This is a genomic window from Streptomyces sp. Edi4 (genome assembly GCF_040253615.1).
Classification (GTDB): Bacteria; Actinomycetota; Actinomycetes; order Streptomycetales; family Streptomycetaceae; genus Streptomyces.
The window spans coordinates 3,596,908-3,618,618 of record NZ_JBEJGY010000004.1 but is presented as its reverse complement, the minus strand read 5'-3'; the positions used below and the strand labels follow the sequence as shown (position 1 = coordinate 3,618,618).

Genomic DNA, 21,711 nt, shown 5'->3' with positions numbered 1-21,711 from the left:
CGGCCGGACGGCCGGGTCCGGCAGCGGGGCCCGGGGCCCCGTGGCCGGGGTCAGTAGCGCGGCTTGCGGGTGAGCGCCACACCGCCCAGCAGGAACACCACGCCGATCACGCCCGCCACGATGGCCGTGGTCGACTCCACCGGCTTGTGGATCGCCGCCGTCACCGCGCTGAACAGGCCCGCCACACCGCTGATGTAGCAGAAGATGGTGATGAAGATCTTGAGGTTGGGATTCACCGGAAACTCCTTTGCGGAAATGCGTACACCACCGGATCGACACGTATCCCCGTACCGCTCGCCTGGCGGCACTACGTATGCAAAATGGCTCCGTTGCGAGAATGTACCGGAACCCCTGATGCCGCTCAATGCTTAACAATTGGGGGCGGGTTGGCGGGCCTTGACGCCGTTGTGGGACGCCGGCGCGAGCGCGGCGCACTCCGCCTCGTACGTATGCGTACACCTGGGCGGGAGGCCTCCGCATCGCATTTTAGGTCTTGGCGCCGGGGCGAACGCGTGTCAGATTTATGGACGTCGCCAAGGAAACAGTTCGACCGGCCGACAGAAACGCTTCGGCAATTGTCTCGGCAACTGTCGACCCGCACCGCTCACCCGCCCCCAAGGCCTTAAGGACCAGGGGGGACCCCCTTGTTCATCCGCTCTGCGAAGGAGAATTCCGTGGCTTTGGATCCCCGTGCACGTGCTGAATTCGTGAATGGTTACACCCGGGCACTGATCACCGCCTGGTCGAGCGAGACGTTCGCGGCGAAGCTGGGCAGCGACCCCCGTTCGGCGCTGGCCGAGGCGGGGCTCACCGTCCCGGAGGGCGCCGAGATCGTGGTCGTCCGCACCGTCCCCGAGGGGCAGGCGGACGGCGACTTGGAGGTCCAGGTCCAGCTGTGGGAGGCGGGTCTCGCCTCGGGCCGCTTCGAGTTCCACATCCCCCAGACCCCGCAGATCGACATGGCGGAGCTCTCCGAGGGCGACCTGGCCGACGTCGCCGCCGGTGGCACCTCCTGCTGCTGCCCCTGCTCCTGCTGCACCTGATCCCCTGGCAGCAGAGCGACGGACGCCCCGGACCCCGTGGTCCGGGGCGTCCGCCCGTGTCGCCCCAAGGCGCTTCCCCCTGGGTCGGCGTGGGCTCAGCGCACCGACCGGATGCGGCCCACGAGCAGCGATCCGGCGAGCCCGATCGCCCCGGCGAGCGCGTACAGGACGCCGTATCCGCCGAGCCGGGTCACCACCGGCGCGGCGATCGCGGGGGCCAGGACCTGGGGGAGCGCGTTGGCGATGTTGATGACGCCGAGGTCGCGGCCCCGGTCGGCGGCGCTCGGCAGGACGTCCGTGAGCAGGGCGAAGTCGACGGCGGTGTACACCCCGTAGCCGACGCCGAGCACCAGCGAGGCCACCACCGCGCCGGTCCATGTCTGCCAGATGGCGAGCAGCAGCGTCGCCGCCGAGATGACGAGCCCGGACCGGACGACGAAGACCTTGCGCCGGCCCGTGCGGTCCGACCAGACGCCGGCGATCACGACGGTGGCCAGCAGCGTCACCGCGTCCAGCGCGGTCAGGATGAGCACCCCGGTGTCGGCGTCGCCCGAGTAGTGCACCGCGTCCGTCAGGTAGTACAGCAGGTACATCGTGCTGATGGAGTACGAGAGGTTCATCAGGAACCGGGTCAGCCACGCCCACCCGAAGTCGGGGAAGCGCCGGGGGTCGATCCAGAACCCGGTCATGAACTGACGTATGGAGAACGGCACTTGCGCGTCGGGCGGCAGCGCGGTGTCCCGGCGCATCGCCACATAGGGGACGACGGCGAGGAGTGAGAACGCCGCGCAGAGCGCGTATCCCAGGGCGATGCCGCCCGCCGCCGTCGCAAGCGCCGTGCCCACCAGGACGCCGCCGACCTGGGACACCCCGAGCCAGCCGCCGGCCATGCCGCGCCGCCGGTGGGGCACCTGGTCGGGGACGGCGGCGGTCAATGCGGCGAAGGAGGCGTTCAGGGCGAGCTGCACCAGGCACCAGCCCGCCGTCATCACGGCCACGTCCGGCGCCCACGCCAGCACGAGCAGTCCCGCGGTCCCGCCCACCGCGCCCGCCACGACCCACGGGACGCGCCGCCCCACCCGCGCCGTCGTCCGGTCGGACAGTGCCCCGAACACCGGGTTGGCCACCAGGGAGACAGCGGCGCCGATCCCGGTGACCAGCGCGAGCGTCGAGGCCTTGTGGCCGGGGGTGAAGTGCTGCGCCTGGCGGGCCAGCAGCAGTTGCAGCGGGCCGAACCAGCCCACCCACACCCCGAGATTGGCCAGCGCGAGCGCCCCCACCCAGCGCCCGCCGGCCCAGGGTTCACCGCCTTCGCAGCCCTGGCCGCCTCGACCGCCCCGCTCGGCGGCGCCCGGGGCTCCGGCCCCGGGCCCGACCGTCACCGGGCGGCCCCCGCCGCGCCGGGATCCGCCTTCCCGGGCTCCGCAGTGCCGGGGTCCGCCGACCCGGAATCCGCCGCGCCGGGATTCGTGCCCGCGATGACATCCCGGTACCAGGCGTAGGAGTCCTTGGGGGTGCGCGCCAGGGTCTCGTAGTCGACATGGACGAGCCCGAAGCGCTGCCGATACCCCTGCGCCCACTCGAAGTTGTCCAGGATCGACCAGATGAAGTAGCCGCGTACGTCGACGCCCTCGGCCATCGCCCGGCGCAGGGCGCGCAGATGGCCGTCGTGGTAGGCGATGCGCCGGGCGTCGGCGACGCGGCCCCCGCGCGCCGGGTCGGGCCCGTCCCCGTAGGAGCAGCCGTTCTCGGTGATGTACAGCGGGGGAAGGGCCTCGCCGTAACGGGAGCGGAAGGCGACCAGGAGCTCGCGCAGCCCATCGGGCACCACCGGCCAGCCGAAATCCGTCCGTTCGTGGCCCTCGATCTCGTACACGCCGAACGGCAGGTCCGGCGGGAGCGCGATCCCGGCCACGCTGGTGGCCGCGTCCGGCCTCGGCGCCCCGACCAGCGCCGGGTTGTAGTAGTTGATCCCGTACCAGTCGAGCGGGGCGGAGATGACCTTCAAGTCCTCGGCCACCGGGCCCGGCATCAGCGCGGCCCAGTCGTCGGGGTAGGCGCCGGTGAGGACCGGGTCGGCGAAGAGGTGGTTCATGAGGGTGTCGTAGAGCGCGGCCGCCGCGCGGTCCTCGTCGGTGTCGCCCGCCGTACGGACCGGACTGTGCGAGGCGGCGATGCCTATCTCGCGCGCCCCGGCCGCACGCAGCGCCTCAACCGCCCTGCCGTGGGCGAGGAGTTGGTGGTGGGCTGCGGGCAGCGCGTCGAAGACCAGACGCCGGCCGGGCGCGTGCTCGCCGAGCCCGTACCCGAGCAGGGTGACCTCGGCGGGCTCGTTGAGGGTGATCCAGCGAGGCACCCGGTCGACCAGGCGCTCACCGACGAGCGCGGCGTACGCGGCGAAGCGTTCCGCCGTGTCCCGCTGAAGCCAGCCGCCGCGCTCTTCGAGGGCGAGCGGGGTGTCCCAGTGGAACAGGGTGGGCACGGGGGCGATGCCGGCGGCGCACAGTTCGTCGACGAGCCGGTCGTAGAAGTCGAGGCCCTTGGGGTGGGCGGGGCCGGTGCCGGTGGGCTGGACGCGGGGCCAGGAGACGGAGAAGCGGTACGCGCCGACGCCGAGCCCGGCCATCAGGGCGACGTCCTCGCGGTAGCGGTGGTAGTGGTCGGTGGCCACGTCCGCGTGCGAACCGTCCTTGACGCGCCCGGCCTCCTTGGTGAACGCGTCCCACACCGAGGGCCCCCGCCCTTCGGCGTCCACCGCCCCCTCGATCTGGAACGCGGAGGCGGACACCCCCCACAGAAAGCCGGGCGGAAAGGCGGGCAGCGGCGTGCGCGGCGGCGGCGTCATGGGGGAACCTTTGGGCCCGGGGGCGGCTCCTGTCAATGGAAAGTGAACAAGTTTCAGGTTTTGCGGTCAGGGAGCCTGGCCCTGGGGGCCCTGGGGGCCCTGGGGGCGTTGGGGTGCTGGGGGTGCTGGGGGTGCTGGGGTGCTGGGGTACTGGGGTACTGGGGGAGCTCGACAACGAGGGTCCGCACCAGCCCTGCCAGGGGCGCGGGGAACTGCGCGCCCGGCCACGCACGGCCCGCACGTGAGACTCCGGGCCCGCGTGCCCAGCCCCGCACGGCCCGCACGTGAGACTCCGGGCCCGCGTGCCCAGCCCCGCACGGCCCGCACGTGAGGCCGGGCCCGCGCACCCGGGCCGCCGCACCCCGGCCCGCGGCACCCGGGCCGCCGCACCCGGTCACTTCGCATCCGAGTAGCGCTCCACCACCGCCGTCGTGAACGGAAACCGCACCGGCGTGTCCCCGAAGGTGAGGCGGCCGGCGAGTTCGCCCGCCTCGCGGATCGCCCGCGTCACGGTGGCGGCCTCGTCGGCGGGGCAGTGCACGATCACCTCGTCGTGCTGGAAGAAGACCAGCTCGGCCCGGAGCCCGGCGGACGCGATCGCCCGGCGCAGGGCCGCGAGCATCAGCAGCGCCCAGTCCGCGGCGCTGCCCTGCACCACGAAGTTGCGCGTGAATCGCCCGCGCGCACGGGCGTCGCTCGAAGCGTAACCGTACGTGAACTCGCCCCCGGGCCCGCCGAGTTGGGCATCCGGCTCCTGGGGCATGCCCGCCTCTTCGGTCTCGCCCGCGCCGGTCGCCGGCGGGCTGGTGCGGCCAAGCCACGTACGCACGAGACGGCCCTCCTGGCCGGCCCTGGCCGCGTCGTCCACGTACGCCACCGCGAGGGGGAACCGGCGGCGCAGCGCGGCCAGGTTCTTCAGGCCGTCGCCCGAGGTCTGGCCGTAGATGGCGCCGAGCAGCGCCAGCTTGGCGTGGTCGCGGTCGCCGGAGAAGGCCCGGTCGGACAGCGAGGTGTACAGGTCGCCGTCGTGGCCCGCCACCTCCATCAGGCCGGGGTCGCGGGAGATCGCGGCGAGCACCCTCGGCTCCATCTGGTCGGCGTCGGCCACCACCAGGCGCCAGCCCTCGTCGGCGACGACCGCCTGCCGTATCACCTTGGGGATCTGCAACGCGCCGCCGCCGTTGGTCGTCCAGCGGCCGCTGACCGTGCCGCCCGGGGTGTACTCGGGACGGAAGCGGCCCTCGCGCACCCAGTCCTGGAGCCAGCTCCAGCCGTGGGCCGTCCAGATCCGGTACAGCTTCTTGTACTCGATCAGCGGCTCGACCGCGGGATGGTCGAGCTCGGCCAGCTCCCAGCGCCGGGTGGACTTCAGGCGCAGCCCGGCCTCGCCGAACGCCTTCACCACGTCGGCCGGCAGGTCGGGCCTGACCCGGCGGCCGAACGCCGCCGACACCTGCTCGGTGAGCTCGGCCAGGCGGCGCGGCTCGCCTCCGCCGCCGGTACGCGGCGACCCGCTCGCGTACCGCTCGCCGAGCAGCGTCTCCAGCAGCGCGCGGTGCACATCGGCCCGCCACGGCAGCCCCGCCCGGCGCATCTCGGCGGCCACCAGCATCCCGGCCGACTGGGACGCGGTGAGCAGCCGCATCCGGTCGGGGTGTTCGGCGCGCTCGTGGCGGCGCTGCTGGTCCGCGTACACCTCAAGGAGCGCGTCGAAGGGCACGTTTGTGGCGCCGTGCGGCTCGAAGAGCGAGGACTGCGCGCCGGGCTCGGCCGCCCGCGCGGGTGGGTCCGGCGGCACGGGACGGTGGTGCAGGCGGGCCCAGGCGGCGGCCGCCGAGCGGGGCTCGCCGTGCCGCCCCTCGTGGCCGAGCAGCAGCAGCTCGGCGTCCTCGATGTCGTAGCACCGCTCGACGCGGACGCCGGCGGCGAGCAGCCGGGGGTAGATGTCGGCGCTGGAGCGCCACACCCAGCGGGCGGCGCCGGGCCGCGCGCGGACCGCCGCCACCAGGTCGGCCTCCTCATGGACGCCGCCAAGCGGCAGCCCGTCGTCCCCGAGGGCCGCGAGCCGTGCGCCGCCGCCCTCGGTCGCCTCGATGGCCCACCGTTCGTTCACGCGATCGAGTCTGGCACCCGCCACTGACAACGGCACCGCGCCGCGACCGGCCACGCGCCCCGGCCCGCCACCACACCCGTCTTGACCCCGGTGGTGCCGCGGCCCGGCCGGCCCTGCGACCCCGGTGGCCCGATGAGCCGGGTGGCGCCGCGACGCCGGTGGCTCCGCGACCCGGGTGGCCGGGTGGCCCGGGTGGCTCCGCGACCCCGGTGGCCCCGCGACCCGGGTGGCCGGGTGAACCGGGCGGCTCCGCGACCCGCGTGGCCCCGCGCCCCGCTGGCGCCTCGGCCTCACGCCACCGCGTGCAGCACCGCCGCCGCCTCGCCCCGTGAGCTCACCCCCAGTTTCGCCAGGATGTTGGCGACGTGGAACTTCACCGTCGACTCGCTGATGTGCAGCTCCTGCGCGATCGTCCGGTTGCGGTGCCCCTGGGCGAGATGGCCCAGCACCTCCGCCTCGCGCGGATGCAGTGCGGCCAGCGGATCGACGCGCGGGGCCGGCGCGGTGTCCAGCGGCAGGGTCACGGTGGCGGTGGTGCCCCAGCCGGGCAGCGCGTCCACGGCCAGGACCCCGCCGAGCGCGGCCAGGCGCTCGGACACCTGGTGCGTGCCGAGCGTGCCGAGCGTGGCGTGCCCCAGCTCGCCGGGCCCGTCGTCCCGTACCGACACGACCAGTTGGCGGTGGTCGAGCCGCCAGCGGACGTGGATGCGGCGCACGCCCTGCTGCCCGGCCATCGCGAGCACCAGCGTGCGTACCGCGGCGCGCGCCAGGTGCGCGATCTCGGCGGGCAGGGACACCTCGGCGGTCTCGGCCTCCGGCGGCGAGAACTCCAGGCGCACCTCGCAGTGGCGCGTCAGCGGGGTCAGGGATTCGGTGAGCCGGGTGAAGGCCTCGGCGGCGGGTTCCCGCGTGAGTTCCTGGTCGCGGTCGGCCACGGCGCGCAGCGCGACGAGGGCGGACCCCGCGATGTCGACGGCGCGGGCCCGTGCGTCGCGGTCCTCAAGGCCCTTGCCGCGCAGCACGCCCAACAGCGCGAGGAGCGTGGCCTCGTGGGCCTCACCCAGTTCGGCGATCACCCGGGCCCGCTCGGCGGCGGTCGAGCGCGACTGGGCGAGCGCGCCGGGCACCGCCTCGATCGCGATGCGCGCCCGGTGGCCGGTCACCAGGTCCCACAGATCCTGGACGGTCCTCGCGTCCGCCGGCGCAAGCACCTCCCCCGGCGAGGCGCGGACAAGGACCAGCAGCGGGGGCCGCACGGCCATCGGCGCGGCCTCGCTCGCGACCGCGACCACGGTGTGCTCCTCGCCGCCGACCATGGCCGTGCCCTGCCACGGGCGGCCCGGTTCGACGAGCGGGCCGAGCGCCTGGAGATCGGAGACGCCGACCCGCGGGCCCGCACCGGTGACAGCGTGCACCTTGAACGGCGAGTGCGCGCACTGCCCCGACAACTCGGCGGCCACCGTGTGCGCGACCAGCGGGGCGACGGCTTCGCACAGGAGCGGCAGGATCCGGTCCATGGGGGAGCGCACCAGCTCGGCGGCGCGCCCGAGCGCGAAGGCGATGGGCGCCGAAGCGGCGTCGGCGGGTGTGCTGCGGATCGTGCGGGGCTCCATCGCCTCAGCGTACGGCCCGCGCGGGCCCCGGCGCCCCGCCTTCCGGCCAGGTCGAACCGGCCATAGGACGGGCCGCTTCGGGCTGCGGGCCGATGGAGGCTTGTCCCACGACGCCGAGGACGGCGGATGAACAGATGCGAGGAGCGCGGCGATGGAAGCGATCGTGTACGAACGGTTCGGCGGACCCGAGGTGTTGACGCTCACCACGGTGGACAAGCCCCGGCCGGGCCCGGGCCAGGTGCGGGTCAAGGTGGTCCTCGCGGGCGTCAACCCGGTCGACCACAAGATTCGCGGCGGCACGATGGAGCACTTCTTCCCGGTGGCCTTTCCCGCGGTCCCGGGCCTCGAACTGGCGGGCATGGTGGACGAGTTGGGGCCAGGTGTCACGGACTTCGCCGTCGGCGACGAGGTGTTCGGGCAGGCCGACACCGGAGCGTACGCCGCGTACGCCCTGGCCACCCACGTCGTGCCCAAGCCGGCCGGACTGACCTGGGAGCAGGCCGTCGCGCTGCCCATCGCGGGCGAGACGTCCGAGCGGGTCCTGAACCTGCTCGAACTGGGCGCGGGCGAGACGCTGTTGGTGCACGGCGCGGCGGGTGTGACCGGATCGGTCGGCGTGCAGCTCGCGGTGGCGAGGGGCGCCACCGTGATCGGGACGGCGTCCCCGGACAACCACGCCTTCCTGCGCGAACTGGGCGCGATCCCGGTGGCGTACGGCGCCGGTCTCACCGAGCGGGTACGCGCCCTGGCACCACAGGGTGTCGACGCGGTCTACGACGCGGCCGGCCAGGGCGCGCTGCCCGACTCGATCGAGCTGCGCGGCGCCACCTCCCGCATCGTCACCATCGCCGACCCGAGGGCCGCCGAGTCCGGCGTCGTCTTCAGCGGCGAGGTCACGCCCGACCCCCGGCCCGTCTTCACCGCCCACGCGCAGCTGGCCGCCGCGGGCCGGCTGCGGGTCCGGCACGCCGGGACGTTCCCGCTCGCCGACGCCGCCAAGGCCCAGGAGCTCAGCGAGGGCGGGCACGTCCGGGGCAAACTCGCCCTCGCGCCGTGACGTCCTGGGGGCTCGGGGGGTGCGCGGTACGCCGCGAAGAGGCCCGTTCCGTGATCCGGGAGCGGGCCTCCTACAGCGCGTAGCGGCCGCCCAGTTCCCACGCGCCGTGCAGCGCCCCGGCGAAGGCGGCCGCCAGTTTGTGCTCGCCGGTGGGGCCCGGATGCGTACCGTCGTAGGTGTCCGCGTGGATGTCGTACGTGTCGGGGACCGTGGCCAGCAGCAGCGGTGAGGCGGCCGTGTCGAGGTCGGCGACGCCCTTGGCGAGCAGCACGTTGAAGCGGTCCACCTCGGCGGCGAACGCGGCGTCGTCGCGGGCCCTGATGTTCGGGATGACGGGCAGACAGACGATGCGTACGCGGGGGTTGGCGGCGCGGGCGTTGGCCACGAACGCGGCGAAGTTCGCGACGGTCTGGTCGGCGTCCGTGTAGAACCCGAGGTCTATCAGGCCGAGCGAGACGAGCAGCACGTCGGCCCGGCTCTCGGCGACCGCCGGGCCGATCAGCGGCGCCATGTGCAGCCACCCCTCGCCCCAGCCGGCCAGGTGCCGTCGGGAAGCGGGCGGAAAGGCGGGATCGGCGTAGGCGTCCGAGACGGCCGCCCCGGCCGCCGGATCGTACAGCGCGGTGCGCGGCCCGACGATCTCGTACGGCCCCTCGAAGGACGCCTCCAGGTGGCGCCACATGCGGTAGCGCCAGGTGAAGTCGCCGGGGCATCCGATGGTCATGGAGTCACCGACGAAGAGAAAACGCATGGGGGTCATCATTACCGATCGGTACGCCGGGGGCGACGTGACGGTGAACACCCTGGCCGCCCCGGCGGGATCCGTGGACGAGGAATGGTCCATTCACTCAGGTCCTGTATTCCAGCTCCGTCAACGCTTCCTTGATGACGGTTGGAGCGGTCCCGATCAGGTCGAGGACCTGCTGCAAGTACTTCACCAGCTCTTCGCGCACCGCGCCGAGTTGATGCACCAGCGCCTCCCCACCCAGCCGGCGGGGGAGGACGATGCGACGAAAGTCCTCCAGGGCGATGGCGCCGGCGAGCAGCTTCTCCGCGAGCCACAACTGCGTGCGTTCCCGGATCGCGAACGTCAGGTGGGATCGGACCAGGTGGGCTCGGCCGAGACCCGCGATCGCAGCCCTTCTGGAGGACCCTCGTGGAGCTGATCTCCAGCGCCGAGCGCAACCAGCTCTTTGAGTCCTTCGCGCGCGATGCCTTTCGCCTGGAGCTGAGGGACGACTACTCAGTTCCTCTGGAGGAGGGTCCGTACGAGAGGTGGCTCGCGGGAGTGGTCGACAACACCTTCATGGACTCGTGGCTTTCGATGATTCGGCAGCTCACTCAGGCGGGCAGGACAGTCCGGCGCGTCCGCGTCGCGACCCAACCGCATACCCCGTACATCCGCTGGGAGCACGAAAGCACTCACCTCAACGAGGAGGCCGGCGAGCAGATTCGGTGGCTTCGGCGCCATGAGCTTCCCCAGGGCCTCTCTTTTCCGCTCGGCGGTAAGGACTGGTGGCTCTTCGATGACAAGCTTCTGGCCGTAGGCCACTTCGATGACGCAGGCAGGGCCCTCGGGTCCGAGGTGATCGGCGATCCGGACACGGTCGCCGAATGCGCCCGGGTGCGGGACCTGCTCTGGAACTCCGCGACGCGGCACTCCGAGTACAAGCCCTGACTGATCAGTGAGTAACAGAGCACAGGCGACACGAGAGGCGTTGGGCGCCCGGCTGCGTGGATATCGCAAGGACGCGGGATTCGCCAGCGGCAAGGCTTTTGCCGAGGCCACGGGGTGGGCGGAGTCCAAGGTCTCTCGGATTGAGACGGGCAAGCAGAACGCGAGCGAGGCCGACCTCCGCATCTGGTGTGAGAAGACTGGGCGGGAGGTCGTCCTCGGCGACCTCGTCGCTCCCCTTCGCCACATCGATGAGCTGTGGCTGGAGTGGCGTCGCCAGCTCCAAGAGGGCGCCGAGAAACGGCAGACGAGGTCGCTGTCGCTTTACAAGCGCACCAAGGTCTTCCGGATCTGGGAGCCCAACGTCATCCGGGGCGCCATCCAGACTGCTTCTTACGCCGAGGCCATCTTCGAAAAAGCGGCCAACCTGTACGGAACGCCGGCAGACACGGAAGCCGCCGTGGCGAAGCGGCTTGAGCGCCAGGTGTACCTGTCGGCGGGGAACCGCATCTTCACCGTTGTCCTCGGCGAGCAGGCCCTCTACTCGAACCATGGAGGGGCGGGAGTGATGCGAGGTGCGCTCGACCGGCTGATGAACGTGATGTCGCTCCCGAGACTGAGCCTGGGCATGGTCCCCCGCGATGCCCCGCTCGGAATCTGGATCGGACATGGCTTCGCCATGTTCGACGACAAGCTCGTCATGGTCGAGACCTATTCCGCGGAGATGAGCGTCACGGCACCGGGTGGGATCGAGACCTATATGAAGACGTTTGAGCTGCACAGGCGGAACGCGGTGTACGGCCGACCTGCGAGAGAGATGATCCAGGCCGCATTTGACCACTTCAACCGCTGAAAGCGCTTCACGTCCGCAGCCGGCCCGACGTGCCGGTGACGACGCGCACGGCGCGGGTAGGGGGCCGGGTGAGCCGAAGCACGGTAGTTGTCACATAGGCAGGCTGGTTGTCACCGTTGGTGCGAGCGGTTGTCGATTGCCTTGGCCACGTGTCCTGTCGCATGACAGATGGCGGATTCTCACCGTTTCGCGTGCCGGGCAGGGCCTTGTGCCTCGCTCAGGTGGTTTGGTCTCACTTCGTAGGCCGCGTTCTCATCGTTCCTGCCGCGGGCGCTTGCGGCTGTACGCGAGGGCCGGAGGTACCGGCCCTGGGCACAAGCGGTACGCCGCATGCCTTCAGTGCACCAGGAGTTCGATGGCTACCTTCAGGCGCTCGAGGTAGGACTCCCGCGTTGCGGCCTGGTGCTTGAGGCCGATCGATGCGCTGATCATCGTCTGTGCGACGGGGGCGGCCGTCTCTTGTCCTGACTCAACGGCGATCGCATGCGTGATCAATTCCTCGAAACGTCGTGGAGCGGTCTGTGCGATCTCTCCGAGGAGGTTGGGGTTGTCCGCTATGACCAGGGCGACATCGCGCGCCAGCGGGCCGACGTAGCGGCCCGCCCATTGGTCGAAGGCTTCGACGAGGCGTTCCGGAAGAGGACGGTCGGCATCGGCCAGGACGTCTTCGACCACTGCGATGTCGCGTTCCAGGGCCTGGGTCGCGGCAGCACGGAACAGAGCCTCTTTCGAGGAGAAGAGGAAGTAGAGCCCGGGGCGGGAGATGTGCGCAGCCCGTGCCACTTCCTCCATCGAGGTCTTCCGGTAGCCGAATCGAGCGAACGTCGCGAGAGCGGAGTCCAGGATCGTGGTCCGACGGTCGGTATCGGTGCTTGGCGACGACAGGGGGCCGGCCTCGGGGCTGCTCATGGGGGCGAGCATAGGAGCGGGATCCTAGCTATACAAGTACAGTTTAGTGTGTATAGCCTCGCTGTATGACGGCTCGCGAACCTCTCTCCACGTCCTTCACTGCCTCCAGCACGGCGGACGAGGTGGTGCGGAGCGTTGACCTCACCGGCATCCGCGCGATCGTGACGGGAGCTTCCTCCGGGATCGGAATCGAGACGGCTCGCGCGTTGACCGCAGCTGGGGCACAAGTGACGCTCGCCGTGCGGAACACGGCTGGGGGTGTTGCCGTCGCCGGAACGATCGAGAGCTCGACCGGAGGGATCCGCCCCGGAGTCGTCCGTCTGGACCTCGCCGACAGGGCCACCGTCACGTCGTTCGTCGACGCGTGGAGCGGCCCGCTTCACCTGCTGGTCAACAACGCGGGCGTGGTCACCGGCGGCCTCGAACGAACCTGCGAGGGCTGGGAGTTGCAGTTCGCGACGAACCATCTGGGTCACCTCGCACTCGCCATCGGGCTGCACCGCGCCCTGGCCCTCGGAGCGTCCGAGCGCGACGGGGCACGGATCGTCTCGGTCAGTTCAACGGCGCACATGCGTTCCGGCATCGACTTCGACGACCTCCACTTCGAGCGGCGCAGCTATGACCCGCAGATCGCCTACGCTCAGTCGAAGACGGCGAACTCCCTGTTCGCCGTCGAGGCGACCCGCCTGTGGGCGTCCGACGGCATCGTCGCCAACGCGGTGAACCCCGGCGGCGTCGCGACGGGTCTGCAGCGGAACTTCACCGCGCAGCAGAAGCAGTCACTCGATGCAGCCGAGGCCGCCGGAGTCTTCACGTACAAAACGGTCCAGCAGGGAGCCGCCACCACCATGGTCGCGGCCGTCGCCCCGCAGTTCGCCCACTCCGGAGGCCACTACCTCGATGACTCGCAGGAGGCCTACACCGTGCCGAACGACGCCGACCTCGCGCAACACCCGCATGGCGTCAAGGAATGGGCGCTCGATCCCGCTGTCGCCGTGCGCCTGTGGGCGGTCTCGACCGACCTGCTCCGCACCTGACCTCCCGGCGCCACGACCCCCCGCGCCCGACTGCCCAGGCAGCGACGAGCCCACCGCCCCCGGATTCCGCGGAAGCCAGGCGCACTGAGAATCCCGCGTCAAGCCTTCTCATTCCACCTGGCAACCCCGCAGCTCACCACAAGATCCACGGACAGACTCAACGCGACGGGACAGTTCGAGTCCATCGCTGGCCAGAGCTCTGACGGCTACCTCAGGTGGTGACAACAAGGCTGCAACTTCGGCGTCGGTGACAACAACAGTGCCTCGTTGGTGACAACCATCCTGCTTCGTGCCGCGTTCAGTCCCAGTCGGCGGGGCCGTGACGGTGACAACTATCGTGCTTCGGCTCACCGGGGTGTCGGTGAGGGCGGGGACACTGGGGACATGCGTTCGCTTCTGAGGGTGTGCGGGACGGCCGGGCTCGTCCTGGTGTGTGCGGCGGGGCCCGCCGTGGCCGACGACGGCGGGTTCACCATCAAGGACCCCCGGATCAAGGAGTCCAGCGGGCTCGCCGCGAGCCGCGCCCACCCGGGCGTCTACTGGACGCACAACGACAGCGGCGACGGCCCCTATGTGTACGCCGTGGACGCGAAGACCGGGCAGACCCTCGCGCGGGTCACGATGGAGGGCGTGGGGCATCCGCGCGATGTGGAGGCCATCTCGATCGGACCCGACGGCGACCTCTATGTGGGCGACATCGGCGACAACCTGGACGGTGCCTGGAGCCACGTGTGGATCTACCGCTTCCACGAACCGGCCCGCCTGGAGGACCAGACGGTCAAGGCCACGCAGTACGTCGTCCAGTACGCCGACGGGCCGCGCAACGCGGAGGCGCTGATGGTGCATCCGAAGACCGGCCGCGTCTACATCGCCTCCAAGCGCGAGAGCGGCGGCAACCTCTACGAGGGCCCGGCCACGCTGTCGGCCTCCGGTACGAACGTCTTCCGCAAGGTCGGTGAGGTGCCCTGGGTGACCGACGGCGCGTTCTCGCCCGACGGGACGAAGCTCGCCCTGCGGGGCTACTTCGCGCTGGCCGAATACGCCTGGAAGGGCGGGAGCGGGGTCCCCCTGGGCGACTGGCACGCGGTGCCGGGCACGCCGGTGCAGCGCCAGTCCGAGTCGGTGACCTACACCCCCGACGGCGCCGCCCTCATGGTCGGCTCGGAGGGCGAGAACAGCCCGGTGGCGCGCGTCCCTCTTGAAGAGGGCGGCGCCAAGTCGCCTTCGGCGGGCGCGAGTTCCACCGGATCGGGTGATGGCGGCGGGACGGGGAACTTCGCGCTCGGCGCGATGGTTCTGGCGCTGGCCACGGCGCTCTGCATGGGCGCGAAGCGCGTGCTGCGGCGGCGCGGCGCCTGAGGGCCGGGAGTGCCGGAAGTGCCGGAAGTGCCGGAAGCCTGGAACGCGGGCGGCCTGTTGGGGCACGCCGCCGAGGGGCCCACGCGTGGGGCGCGGGCCCCCCTCGTGCGCTCAGCGCTGTCCGGGGCACTCCTTCCACGCCAGGTGGTAAATGGTCTGGATGTCGCCGTCGGTGGAGTCCATGGTGATGAAGCTGTTGGTGTGCGGGTCGGAGGTGCCGGCGCTCGCGCGCAGCTCGGTGTTGATGTTGAAGTTGCGCTGCACGCCGCACGGGGCCCAGACCAGCTGGCCCCAGTCGGTGGAGTCGGTGGCCTCCCAGTTGTCGTCGTAGGGGCCGGTGAAGGGGTGCGATCTGCTCGCCGTGTCCGGTGAGCCCTGGAAGTAGTACGAGGCCTTCTGGATGGCGCTCGCCCCGCTCTCCAGGTGGGCGTAGCCGCGGTAGTCGGCGCTCGCGACGGCGTAGGTGAAGCCCGATGGGACGTGCACGATCAGGTTGAGCTGGCAGTTCTTGCGGAAGTCGGTCGGCTTGGAGCCGGTGCCGACCTGTGCGAGGTACTGGCTGTAGGTGACGGTGAAGGCCGTGTTGTCCGGCGAGACGGCGACCGCGGCGGTGCCGAGCGGACAGCCCGAGCCGTTGACGGTGGCGATCTCGATCACGATCTTGTCGGGCGGTGCGGTGATGCCGGACGCGGCGGGTGTGGCGGTGAAGAGCGAGGACGCGAGGAAGGCCGCGGTCGCGGCGCCCCCGAGAAGTGCACCGGGCATGATGCTCCGATCGGTTGTCGATGTCGGTGGCCGTGCGTCAGGTGGGGGGTCCAGCCGCATGTCCCTGCCGTCGCTGTGACCCAGTGGTCCAGTTGAGGCATGAACATGTCAAACGTCGTCGATCGGTCCGGCCCGTGGTGCGGAGCGCGCCGGATCGCTTTGGATGGTAGGGACCAAGGGGCGTACGCAATAGAGCGGTTATCGGCCGTGACGCGGGGCCCGGCGCGGGGCGCGACGGTGCACCGGGGGCCGGGTGCCGGGTGTGACGCGCGGCACGACGTGCGCGACGCGGAGCTCGCGATCGATGCGGCGGTGAACGTGGCCTTCCCGTGCGGCACCGGCCACGCCGCCCATGACGTTGACGCCCTCGGGCAGCCGTGGTGTCCGCGCCGGGGCGGCCGGTTCCGGGCGGCGGTCCGCGAATTCCCGTGCTGACGCTACGCGTTCAGACGTGTACGCTGCGTGATGTCCTGGTTTGTTTCCGCAGCAAGGAGAGCGTTCTATGTCCGCTGACGTCTTGACCCGCAAGATCTCCCGGCACTTCGACCTCATCGACACCAATGGTGACGGCAGGATCAGCCAGGAGGACTTCGACCTGATCGTCACCCGCATGGGGAAGGAGTTCGCGCAGACGCCGCAATCGCCGAAGTACCGCGCGCTGAGCGACGCCTACCGGGCCCTGTGGGAGGGGATGAGGCAGAGTCTCGACGCGGACGGTGACGGTTCGGTCAGCCGCGAGGAGTACGTGACCGGGCTGCGCTCGGACGCGGCGAAGGGGGAGAGCTACCGTCAGCTCATCGAGCCGGTGGCCAAGGCGATCATCAGGCTGTGCGACACCAACGGCGACGGCAAGCTCGACGGTGAGGAGCTGGCCAAGGCGCACACCGGTCTGGGCATGGGGGACAAGGACCACAAGGCCGCGATGGCGCGCATCGACCTCGACGGCGACGGATACGTCAGCGAGGCCGAACTGGCGAAGGCCATCGAGGAGTTCTTCCTGAGCGAGGACGAGGACGCCGGCGGCAACCACCTCTTCGGCAAGATCTGACGCCCTGTGCCGTAGTGCTGCGCCTGCCGCTCATGCGGCAGGCGCAGCGGTGTCTCACTCCTTCGCCGCTTCCCCGGCGACGAGTGCGCGGGCCAGGCCGCGCTGCCATTTGCCGCTGGTGGTGCGGGGAAGGCGGCCGGGGCGCAGCGGGTGGACGCGTACGGCGGCCAGGCCCAGGTGGTCGGAGAGCATGCGATGGATCTGTCCGGTCACGGTGGCGGGATCGCCGCCCGGGGTGATCTCGACGGCGAGGGTGAGGTGTTCACCGGTCGTGTCCGCGTAGGCGACGCACCGGCCCTGGTGTACGCCGGGCTGTTCGCGGGCCAGGTTTTCGGCGTCTTCGGGAAAGTGGTTCTGCCCGTTCACGATGATCATTTCCTTGCGGCGTCCGGTGACGAAGAGGTCGCCGTCGAGCTGGAGTCCGAGGTCGCCGGTGCGCAGCCAGCTGCCGTCGAAGGCCTCGGCGGTGGCGGCCGGGTCCCCGTAGTAGCCGGTGGTGACCGCGGGCCCGGCGATCTGGATCTCGCCCAGCCGGCCCGGCTCGCACACCGTTCCGGCCGCGTCCACCAGCCGCAGCCGCATGCCCTGGACCGGCCGGCCCACGCTGACCAGGGACTTCGCCCGGGGGTGGTCCGCTGGCACGGCTACGGCGAGCCGGTCGTCGGCCAGATGACGGCGGTCCAGGTGCACGGTACGAGGGGCGGTGCCGGGGGGTGGGAAGGTGATGGCCAAGGTGGCTTCGGCCATCCCATACACGGGGTACATCGTCGAGGGGGCGACGTGTGCCGGTGCCAGGCGGGTGGTGAAGGTGTCGACGGTGTCGGCCCGGACGGGTTCGGCTCCGTTGAAGGCCAGCCGCCACCGTGACAGGTCCAGCTGTGCGGCGAGTTCGGGGGGGGCCGCGGCGGCGAGGCGCTGGTAGGAGAAGTTCGGCCCGGTCAGCAGGGTGGCGCGGGTCTGGGCCAGCAGGCGCAGGACGTTGCCCGGGCGACGGACGAACTCAAGCGGCGAAAGCACGTACACGCTGCCGCCCGCGGCGAGGACCGCCAGGGGGCCGAAGAGGCCCATGTCGTGGAAGTGCGGCACCCAGGTCACCATCACGTCGTCGGCGTTCATCCGCGCGGAGGCGGTGATCGCGCGCAGCCCGGCCAGTACGGTGGCGTGCGTGAGCATCACCCCCTTGGGCGCCGAAGTGCTGCCCGAGGTGAACTGGACCACCGCGAGATCATCGGGCGCGACGGGCGGCAGGGGCCCGGCGGGGGCCGGCCCGCGAGGCGTGTCGGTGTCCAGCACGGTCAGCGCGGGGCGCAGGTGCTTGAGGGCCTGCGCCGTGTCCGCGCAGTCCGGGTGCACGACGAGGTGGCGCATCCGGGCGGTGTCGACCGCGGGGGCCAGCCGCTGGGCCTCGCGCTCGGGCACAGCACCGGTGGTCGGGAACAGGCTGGCCGCGGCCCCGGCGCGCATGATGCCCAGCAGACCCGCAAGGACCTGGGGGCCGGTCGGGGACAGCAGGCCCACGACGTCCGCGGGGCGTACCCCGGCCGCCACCAGGCGGTGTGCGACCTGTGCCGAGGCGGTGTCGAGGCCGGTGGCGTCCAGCCGTTCGCCGGTGCGCGGGTAGACCACCGACGCCTGGGGGGCCAGGGCGCGCAAAGCGTCGCAGAGGGTGGGGTGGTCGAGCGTGTTCATGGTCATCCGCAGATCCGGTCGAGCCGGGCCAGGAGCGGCGCGGCGGGGGTGACAGTGGAGCCGTTGGAGGAGAGGTCGCCGATGTAGGGGCCGGGCGCGGCACTGAGCCGGAACTCACGGACCGTGCGGGAGACGATCAGTTTCGTCTCCAGGGTGCCGAGGTGGATGCCGACGCAGATCCGCCGTCCGGCGCCGAACGGCGTGAGCGCGAAACGGCCGTGCCGCTCGCCGTCGGCGAAGCGCTGGGGGCGAAAGGCATGCGGTTCGGCGAAGAGGTCCGGATCACGCTGGGTGTCTGTGACGGAGTAGAAGGCCTCGGTGCCGGCCGGGATGCGCGTGGCGCCCAGGACGAGATCGGCGGTGGCCCTGCGGGGCAGCCAGGCCAGCGGCGGGTGCAGGCGGGCCGCCTCCTGGAAGGCCGCGTCCAGCCGCGGCGCAGCCGAAGGGTCGCCCGGCTCCGCGCGGATGGCCTCCTGCTCCCCCGGATGGCGGGCCAGCAGCCACAGCAGCCGGGCGCTGAGGTATCCCGTGGTCTCGTACCCCGCGAGGATCAGGATGGCGATGTTCTCCCCGATCACGTCGTCCGGCGGCGGATCGGGCAGTGCGCGCAGCCGCCGCACCGGCCCGTCGGTGTGCTCCAGGCGGCCGACAGCACCGCGCAGCAGTTCGCGCACCCGGCGCCGCGCACGGCCCACCCGGCGGGCCGCGGCGTTCCCGCCGGGCGTGCCGAGATCCCCCGCAGGCGGTGTCCGCAACTGGCCGAACAGGCCGTGGAGTTCCTGGGCCTCGTCCTCGTCCATCCCGGCGAACACGCGCGCGGCGACCTTGAAGGCCAGCAACTGGGTGAAGGCGTGCAGGTCCACCGGCGTGCCCAGGGGCAGCGACAGCAGCGAGCGCTCCAGCAGTTCCGTGATGGTTCCCTGATGGCAGGTCACCGTGTTGCGGCGCAGCAGCGGCACGAGGGCCTGCCGGTAGGCACGGTGAGGTTCACCGTCGAGATTGAGGACACCCCGGCCGAACCTTCCGCCGAAGACCACGTCCCAGCCCTGCGCGTGGGACAGCTCGTCGTCCCCCGCGCCGAAGAACCGCTCCGCCGGCTCGGTTCCGCGCAGGTACACCCGCCGCTCGCTGCGGGGGCACCCTCCCCCGGGACCGGTCCGTTCCTCGCCACCCCCGGCGGGGGCGGTCACCGCCGCGGACGTCACGGGCAGACGTCCTCAGTGACCACGATCTGCTCGACCAGGGCATTGATGGTCGCCGGCGTCATGAAGATCCTCGGGTCCACCTCGTCCTCGATCCCGAACTCCTCCTCCAGCACCACCAGCAGCTCCACCCGGGCCACCGAGTCCAGCCCCAGTTCGGCGCTGAGATGCTCGTCACCGGTGAGCGCGAGCTCGGCGAACTCGGGCTTCAGCTCCCGCACGGCGTCCACGAGAACGGCCCGGACCGCCGTCCTGCTCATCCGTCGATCGCTCAACGCGCGCTCCCCGTCCGTGGATTGTCCCGACCCCACGAATGCTACTCTACGCAACTCTAGGTCAACGCAGTGTAGTTGGGTGGGGTGTCATGGGAAGCCTGCAAGGGCGTACGGCCCTGGTCACGGGCGGCTCGCGTGGAATCGGCCGGGCCATCGTGGAACGGCTCACCACCGACGGCGCCCACGTGGCCTTCGGCTACCACCAGGCCGAACAGGACGCGAAAGAGGCGGCGGCCGCCACCGGCGCGTACCCGGTCCGCGCCGACCTCGCCGACTCGGCCCAGGTGGCCCGGCTCTTCGCCGAGGCGGAACGCGTCACGGGCGGCCTCGACATCCTCGTCGCGAACGCGGCGGTCTGGCTCCCCGACGCACGCATCGAAGAAGCCAGCGAGGAAACCTACGACCGCGTGATGGCCGTCAACACCAAAGGCACCTTCCTCGCTCTCCAGCACGCCGCCACCCGCCTGCGCGACGGTGGCCGCGTCATCACGATGTCCTCCATCGGTGTACGCCGCCCCACCCCCGGCAACGCCGTCTACGCTGCCAGCAAAGCCGCCGTCGAACAGTTCACCGCAGTGGCGGCCCAGGAATTCGGCCCCCGCCGCATCACCGTCAACTGCGTCGCGCCCGGCGCCACCGACACCGCGATGCTGCGGCAGTCCCTGCCCCCGAGGCTCCTCGAACGCGCCGCCCGCAACACCGTCCTCGGCCGCCTGGGCACCGGAGGCGACATCGCCGGCATCGTCGCCTTCCTGGCCGGCCCCGACTCCGGCTGGATCACCGGACAGACCATCTCCGCCACCGGAGGAATGCTCTAGCGTCCCCGCCAGAACCTCTGCCCGACCGCGCAACCTGCCAAGAGGCACGACACGTCGGCGTACGCGCGGATCCGCTCGCGGCCCTCCCTCGCGTACGCCGAGATGCCTACAGCTGCTCGATGACGTAGTCCACGCAGGCCGTCAGGGCTTCGACGTCCGCCGGGTCGATCGCCGGGAACATCGCGATACGCAGCTGGTTGCGGCCCAGCTTGCGGTACGGCTCGGTGTCCACGATGCCGTTGGCGCGCAGCACCTTGGCGACCGCGGCGGCGTCGACGCCCTCCGCGAAGTCGATCGTGCCGATGACCTGCGAGCGCTTGGCCGGGTCCGTCACGAACGGGGTGGCGTGCTTGGAGTCCTCGGCCCAGCCGTACAGGGCCTGGGAGGACGCGCGGGTGCGGCCCGTCGCCCAGTCGAGACCGCCCTGGCCGTTGATCCACTTCAGCTGCTCGTTGAGCAGGAACAGGGTGGACAGGGCGGGGGTGTTGTACGTCTGGTTCTTCAGCGAGTTGTCGATCGCGGTCGGCAGCGAGAAGAACTCCGGCACGTGACGCCCGCTCGCGTGCACGCGCTGGGCGCGATCGAGGGCGGCCGGCGAGAACGCGGCGAGCCACAGGCCGCCGTCCGAGGCGAACGACTTCTGCGGGGCGAAGTAGTAGACGTCCGTCTCGGTGATGTCGACGGGCAGGCCGCCGGCGCCGGAGGTCGCGTCCACCAGGACGAGGGCGCCCTCGTCGGCGCCGGACACGCGCTTGATGGGGGCGGCGACACCGGTGGAGGTCTCGTTGTGCGTGAACGCGTACACGTCCACGCCCGCTTCGGCCTTCGGGTCCGGGTGGGTGCCCGGGTCGCTGCTGATGACGGTCGGCTCGGCCAGCCAGGGGGCGGCCTTGGCGGCCTTGGCGAACTTGGAGGAGAACTCGCCGAAGTTCAGGTGCTGGGACTTGTTCTCGATCAGGCCGTGCGTCGCGACGTCCCAGAACGCGGTGGAGCCGCCGTTGCCCAGGATCACCTCGTAGCCCTCGGGGAGGGAGAAGAGGTCCCGGATGCCCTGGCGCACCTCGCCGACCAGGTTCTTGACCGGGGCCTGGCGGTGGGAGGTGCCGAGGAGGGAGGTGCCGGTGGCGGCCAGGGCGTCCAGCGCCTCCGTACGCACCTTGGAGGGGCCCGCGCCGAAACGGCCGTCGGCGGGCTTCATGTCAGCGGGAATCTGGATCTCAGCCACGTGCGCGAGCGTAGCGGGTCCTGACGGCCCCGGTCCCCCGGGTCCGCCCGATGAGACGGCCCCCACAGCCCCCGGCTGCCCGGTGCCGGGTGCCCTGCTTGGGGGCGCGGGGAACTGCGCGGGTGCCCCAGCACGGTCCGCAGACGAAAGCCGGGGTTACGCCGGGGTTACTGAGGCTCCGTCCC

At 71.5% G+C, this 21,711-nt stretch carries 21 protein-coding genes; 8 read left to right on the top strand and 13 right to left on the bottom strand.

Translation table 11 applies throughout. The features are described from left to right. Window positions 1-50 precede the first annotated feature (50 nt). On the bottom strand, window positions 51-236 hold the full coding sequence (locus ABR738_RS18465; RefSeq protein WP_350231087.1) for a hypothetical protein: 186 nt from the start codon (window positions 234-236) through the stop codon (window positions 51-53). Between the two features lie 471 nt (window positions 237-707). On the opposite strand from ABR738_RS18465, the gene ABR738_RS18460 reads away from it, so the two are divergent. Then, window positions 708-1,043: a hypothetical protein gene (locus ABR738_RS18460; RefSeq protein ID WP_350231086.1), complete on the top strand. Its 336-nt coding sequence runs from the start codon at window positions 708-710 to the stop codon at window positions 1,041-1,043. 95 nt (window positions 1,044-1,138) lie between these two features. On the opposite strand, the gene ABR738_RS18455 is transcribed toward ABR738_RS18460, so the two are convergent. The 4 genes from ABR738_RS18455 to ABR738_RS18440 all read right to left on the bottom strand — a co-directional run bounded on the left by ABR738_RS18455 (window position 1,139) and on the right by ABR738_RS18440 (window position 7,614). After that, window positions 1,139-2,425 carry an MFS transporter gene (locus ABR738_RS18455; RefSeq protein WP_350231085.1) on the bottom strand — a complete coding sequence of 429 codons (1,287 nt, stop codon included), beginning with the start codon at window positions 2,423-2,425 and terminating at the stop codon, window positions 1,139-1,141. Continuing rightward, window positions 2,422-3,888, bottom strand: a complete 1,467-nt coding sequence (locus ABR738_RS18450) for a GH1 family beta-glucosidase (protein WP_350231084.1) — start codon at window positions 3,886-3,888, stop codon at window positions 2,422-2,424. The genes ABR738_RS18455 and ABR738_RS18450 overlap by 4 nt, the downstream gene beginning before the upstream one ends. Before the next feature lie 394 nt (window positions 3,889-4,282). Further along, window positions 4,283-6,001: a bifunctional 3'-5' exonuclease/DNA polymerase gene (locus ABR738_RS18445; protein WP_350231083.1), complete on the bottom strand. Its 1,719-nt coding sequence runs from the start codon at window positions 5,999-6,001 to the stop codon at window positions 4,283-4,285. Window positions 6,002-6,291: 290 nt separating this feature from the next. Next, window positions 6,292-7,614 (bottom strand): LuxR C-terminal-related transcriptional regulator, encoded by a 1,323-nt coding sequence (locus tag ABR738_RS18440; protein ID WP_350231082.1) that lies wholly within the window; start codon window positions 7,612-7,614, stop codon window positions 6,292-6,294. Between the two features lie 151 nt (window positions 7,615-7,765). Here ABR738_RS18440 and ABR738_RS18435 point away from each other — a divergent pair, with 151 nt between their 5' ends. Then, complete coding sequence (locus ABR738_RS18435; RefSeq protein ID WP_350231081.1) at window positions 7,766-8,671, top strand: NADP-dependent oxidoreductase; 906 nt, start codon at window positions 7,766-7,768, stop codon at window positions 8,669-8,671. Between the two features lie 70 nt (window positions 8,672-8,741). Here the strand turns inward: ABR738_RS18435 and ABR738_RS18430 are convergent, their stop codons facing one another. Both ABR738_RS18430 and ABR738_RS18425 read right to left on the bottom strand, forming a co-directional pair. Next, the gene (locus tag ABR738_RS18430) at window positions 8,742-9,422 is read right to left on the bottom strand and encodes a GDSL-type esterase/lipase family protein (RefSeq protein ID WP_350231080.1); all 681 of its coding nucleotides are present in this window, start codon (window positions 9,420-9,422) and stop codon (window positions 8,742-8,744) included. 97 nt (window positions 9,423-9,519) lie between these two features. Then, window positions 9,520-9,735: a hypothetical protein gene (locus ABR738_RS18425; RefSeq protein WP_350231079.1), complete on the bottom strand. Its 216-nt coding sequence runs from the start codon at window positions 9,733-9,735 to the stop codon at window positions 9,520-9,522. A gap of 92 nt (window positions 9,736-9,827) precedes the next feature. On the opposite strand from ABR738_RS18425, the gene ABR738_RS18420 reads away from it, so the two are divergent. Together ABR738_RS18420 and ABR738_RS18415 are read left to right on the top strand one after the other, a co-directional pair. Further along, on the top strand, window positions 9,828-10,349 hold the full coding sequence (locus ABR738_RS18420; protein ID WP_350231078.1) for a DUF6879 family protein: 522 nt from the start codon (window positions 9,828-9,830) through the stop codon (window positions 10,347-10,349). A gap of 40 nt (window positions 10,350-10,389) precedes the next feature. After that, window positions 10,390-11,199, top strand: a complete 810-nt coding sequence (locus ABR738_RS18415) for a helix-turn-helix domain-containing protein (protein ID WP_350231077.1) — start codon at window positions 10,390-10,392, stop codon at window positions 11,197-11,199. Window positions 11,200-11,535: 336 nt separating this feature from the next. Here the strand turns inward: ABR738_RS18415 and ABR738_RS18410 are convergent, their stop codons facing one another. Further along, entirely contained in the window at window positions 11,536-12,108 is a 573-nt protein-coding gene (locus tag ABR738_RS18410; RefSeq protein ID WP_350231076.1) for a TetR/AcrR family transcriptional regulator, read from the bottom strand. Between the two features lie 65 nt (window positions 12,109-12,173). On the opposite strand from ABR738_RS18410, the gene ABR738_RS18405 reads away from it, so the two are divergent. Beyond that, window positions 12,174-13,145 carry an SDR family NAD(P)-dependent oxidoreductase gene (locus ABR738_RS18405; protein WP_350231075.1) on the top strand — a complete coding sequence of 324 codons (972 nt, stop codon included), beginning with the start codon at window positions 12,174-12,176 and terminating at the stop codon, window positions 13,143-13,145. A 384-nt stretch (window positions 13,146-13,529) separates the two neighbouring features. Beyond that, on the top strand, window positions 13,530-14,504 hold the full coding sequence (locus ABR738_RS18400) for a TolB-like translocation protein (RefSeq protein WP_350231074.1): 975 nt from the start codon (window positions 13,530-13,532) through the stop codon (window positions 14,502-14,504). A 111-nt stretch (window positions 14,505-14,615) separates the two neighbouring features. Here the strand turns inward: ABR738_RS18400 and ABR738_RS18395 are convergent, their stop codons facing one another. Beyond that, window positions 14,616-15,269 carry a DUF4360 domain-containing protein gene (locus ABR738_RS18395; protein WP_350231073.1) on the bottom strand — a complete coding sequence of 218 codons (654 nt, stop codon included), beginning with the start codon at window positions 15,267-15,269 and terminating at the stop codon, window positions 14,616-14,618. A 502-nt stretch (window positions 15,270-15,771) separates the two neighbouring features. On the opposite strand from ABR738_RS18395, the gene ABR738_RS18390 reads away from it, so the two are divergent. Then, complete coding sequence (locus ABR738_RS18390) at window positions 15,772-16,317, top strand: EF-hand domain-containing protein (RefSeq protein ID WP_350231072.1); 546 nt, start codon at window positions 15,772-15,774, stop codon at window positions 16,315-16,317. A gap of 54 nt (window positions 16,318-16,371) precedes the next feature. On the opposite strand, the gene ABR738_RS18385 is transcribed toward ABR738_RS18390, so the two are convergent. The 3 genes from ABR738_RS18385 to ABR738_RS18375 form a co-directional block, all read right to left on the bottom strand. Beyond that, entirely contained in the window at window positions 16,372-18,012 is a 1,641-nt protein-coding gene (locus tag ABR738_RS18385) for an AMP-binding protein (protein WP_350231071.1), read from the bottom strand. After that, the gene (locus ABR738_RS18380) at window positions 18,009-19,124 is read right to left on the bottom strand and encodes a cytochrome P450 (protein WP_350231070.1); all 1,116 of its coding nucleotides are present in this window, start codon (window positions 19,122-19,124) and stop codon (window positions 18,009-18,011) included. Before ABR738_RS18380 ends, ABR738_RS18385 begins: the two co-directional genes overlap by 4 nt. An 83-nt stretch (window positions 19,125-19,207) precedes the next feature. Then, window positions 19,208-19,483, bottom strand: coding sequence for a phosphopantetheine-binding protein (locus ABR738_RS18375; protein WP_350231069.1), 276 nt, complete (start codon window positions 19,481-19,483; stop codon window positions 19,208-19,210). Between the two features lie 89 nt (window positions 19,484-19,572). On the opposite strand from ABR738_RS18375, the gene ABR738_RS18370 reads away from it, so the two are divergent. After that, window positions 19,573-20,301 carry an SDR family oxidoreductase gene (locus ABR738_RS18370; RefSeq protein WP_350231068.1) on the top strand — a complete coding sequence of 243 codons (729 nt, stop codon included), beginning with the start codon at window positions 19,573-19,575 and terminating at the stop codon, window positions 20,299-20,301. A 106-nt stretch (window positions 20,302-20,407) separates the two neighbouring features. Here the strand turns inward: ABR738_RS18370 and serC are convergent, their stop codons facing one another. After that, window positions 20,408-21,526 (bottom strand): phosphoserine transaminase, encoded by a 1,119-nt coding sequence (gene serC / locus ABR738_RS18365; RefSeq protein ID WP_350231067.1) that lies wholly within the window; start codon window positions 21,524-21,526, stop codon window positions 20,408-20,410. Between the last annotated feature and the right edge of the window lie 185 nt (window positions 21,527-21,711).

Coding starts and splice junctions, on each gene's coding strand:
- ABR738_RS18430 (WP_350231080.1), bottom strand. CDS start 9,422: ATGCGTTTTCTCTTCGTCGGTGACTCCATGACCATCGGATGCCCCGGC.
- ABR738_RS18435 (WP_350231081.1), top strand. CDS start 7,766: ATGGAAGCGATCGTGTACGAACGGTTCGGCGGACCCGAGGTGTTGACG.
- ABR738_RS18405 (WP_350231075.1), top strand. CDS start 12,174: ATGACGGCTCGCGAACCTCTCTCCACGTCCTTCACTGCCTCCAGCACG.
- ABR738_RS18370 (WP_350231068.1), top strand. CDS start 19,573: ATGGGAAGCCTGCAAGGGCGTACGGCCCTGGTCACGGGCGGCTCGCGT.
- ABR738_RS18390 (WP_350231072.1), top strand. CDS start 15,772: ATGTCCGCTGACGTCTTGACCCGCAAGATCTCCCGGCACTTCGACCTC.
- ABR738_RS18410 (WP_350231076.1), bottom strand. CDS start 12,108: ATGAGCAGCCCCGAGGCCGGCCCCCTGTCGTCGCCAAGCACCGATACC.
- ABR738_RS18385 (WP_350231071.1), bottom strand. CDS start 18,012: ATGACCATGAACACGCTCGACCACCCCACCCTCTGCGACGCTTTGCGC.
- ABR738_RS18400 (WP_350231074.1), top strand. CDS start 13,530: ATGCGTTCGCTTCTGAGGGTGTGCGGGACGGCCGGGCTCGTCCTGGTG.
- ABR738_RS18440 (WP_350231082.1), bottom strand. CDS start 7,614: ATGGAGCCCCGCACGATCCGCAGCACACCCGCCGACGCCGCTTCGGCG.
- ABR738_RS18395 (WP_350231073.1), bottom strand. CDS start 15,269: ATGCCCGGTGCACTTCTCGGGGGCGCCGCGACCGCGGCCTTCCTCGCG.
- ABR738_RS18450 (WP_350231084.1), bottom strand. CDS start 3,888: ATGACGCCGCCGCCGCGCACGCCGCTGCCCGCCTTTCCGCCCGGCTTT.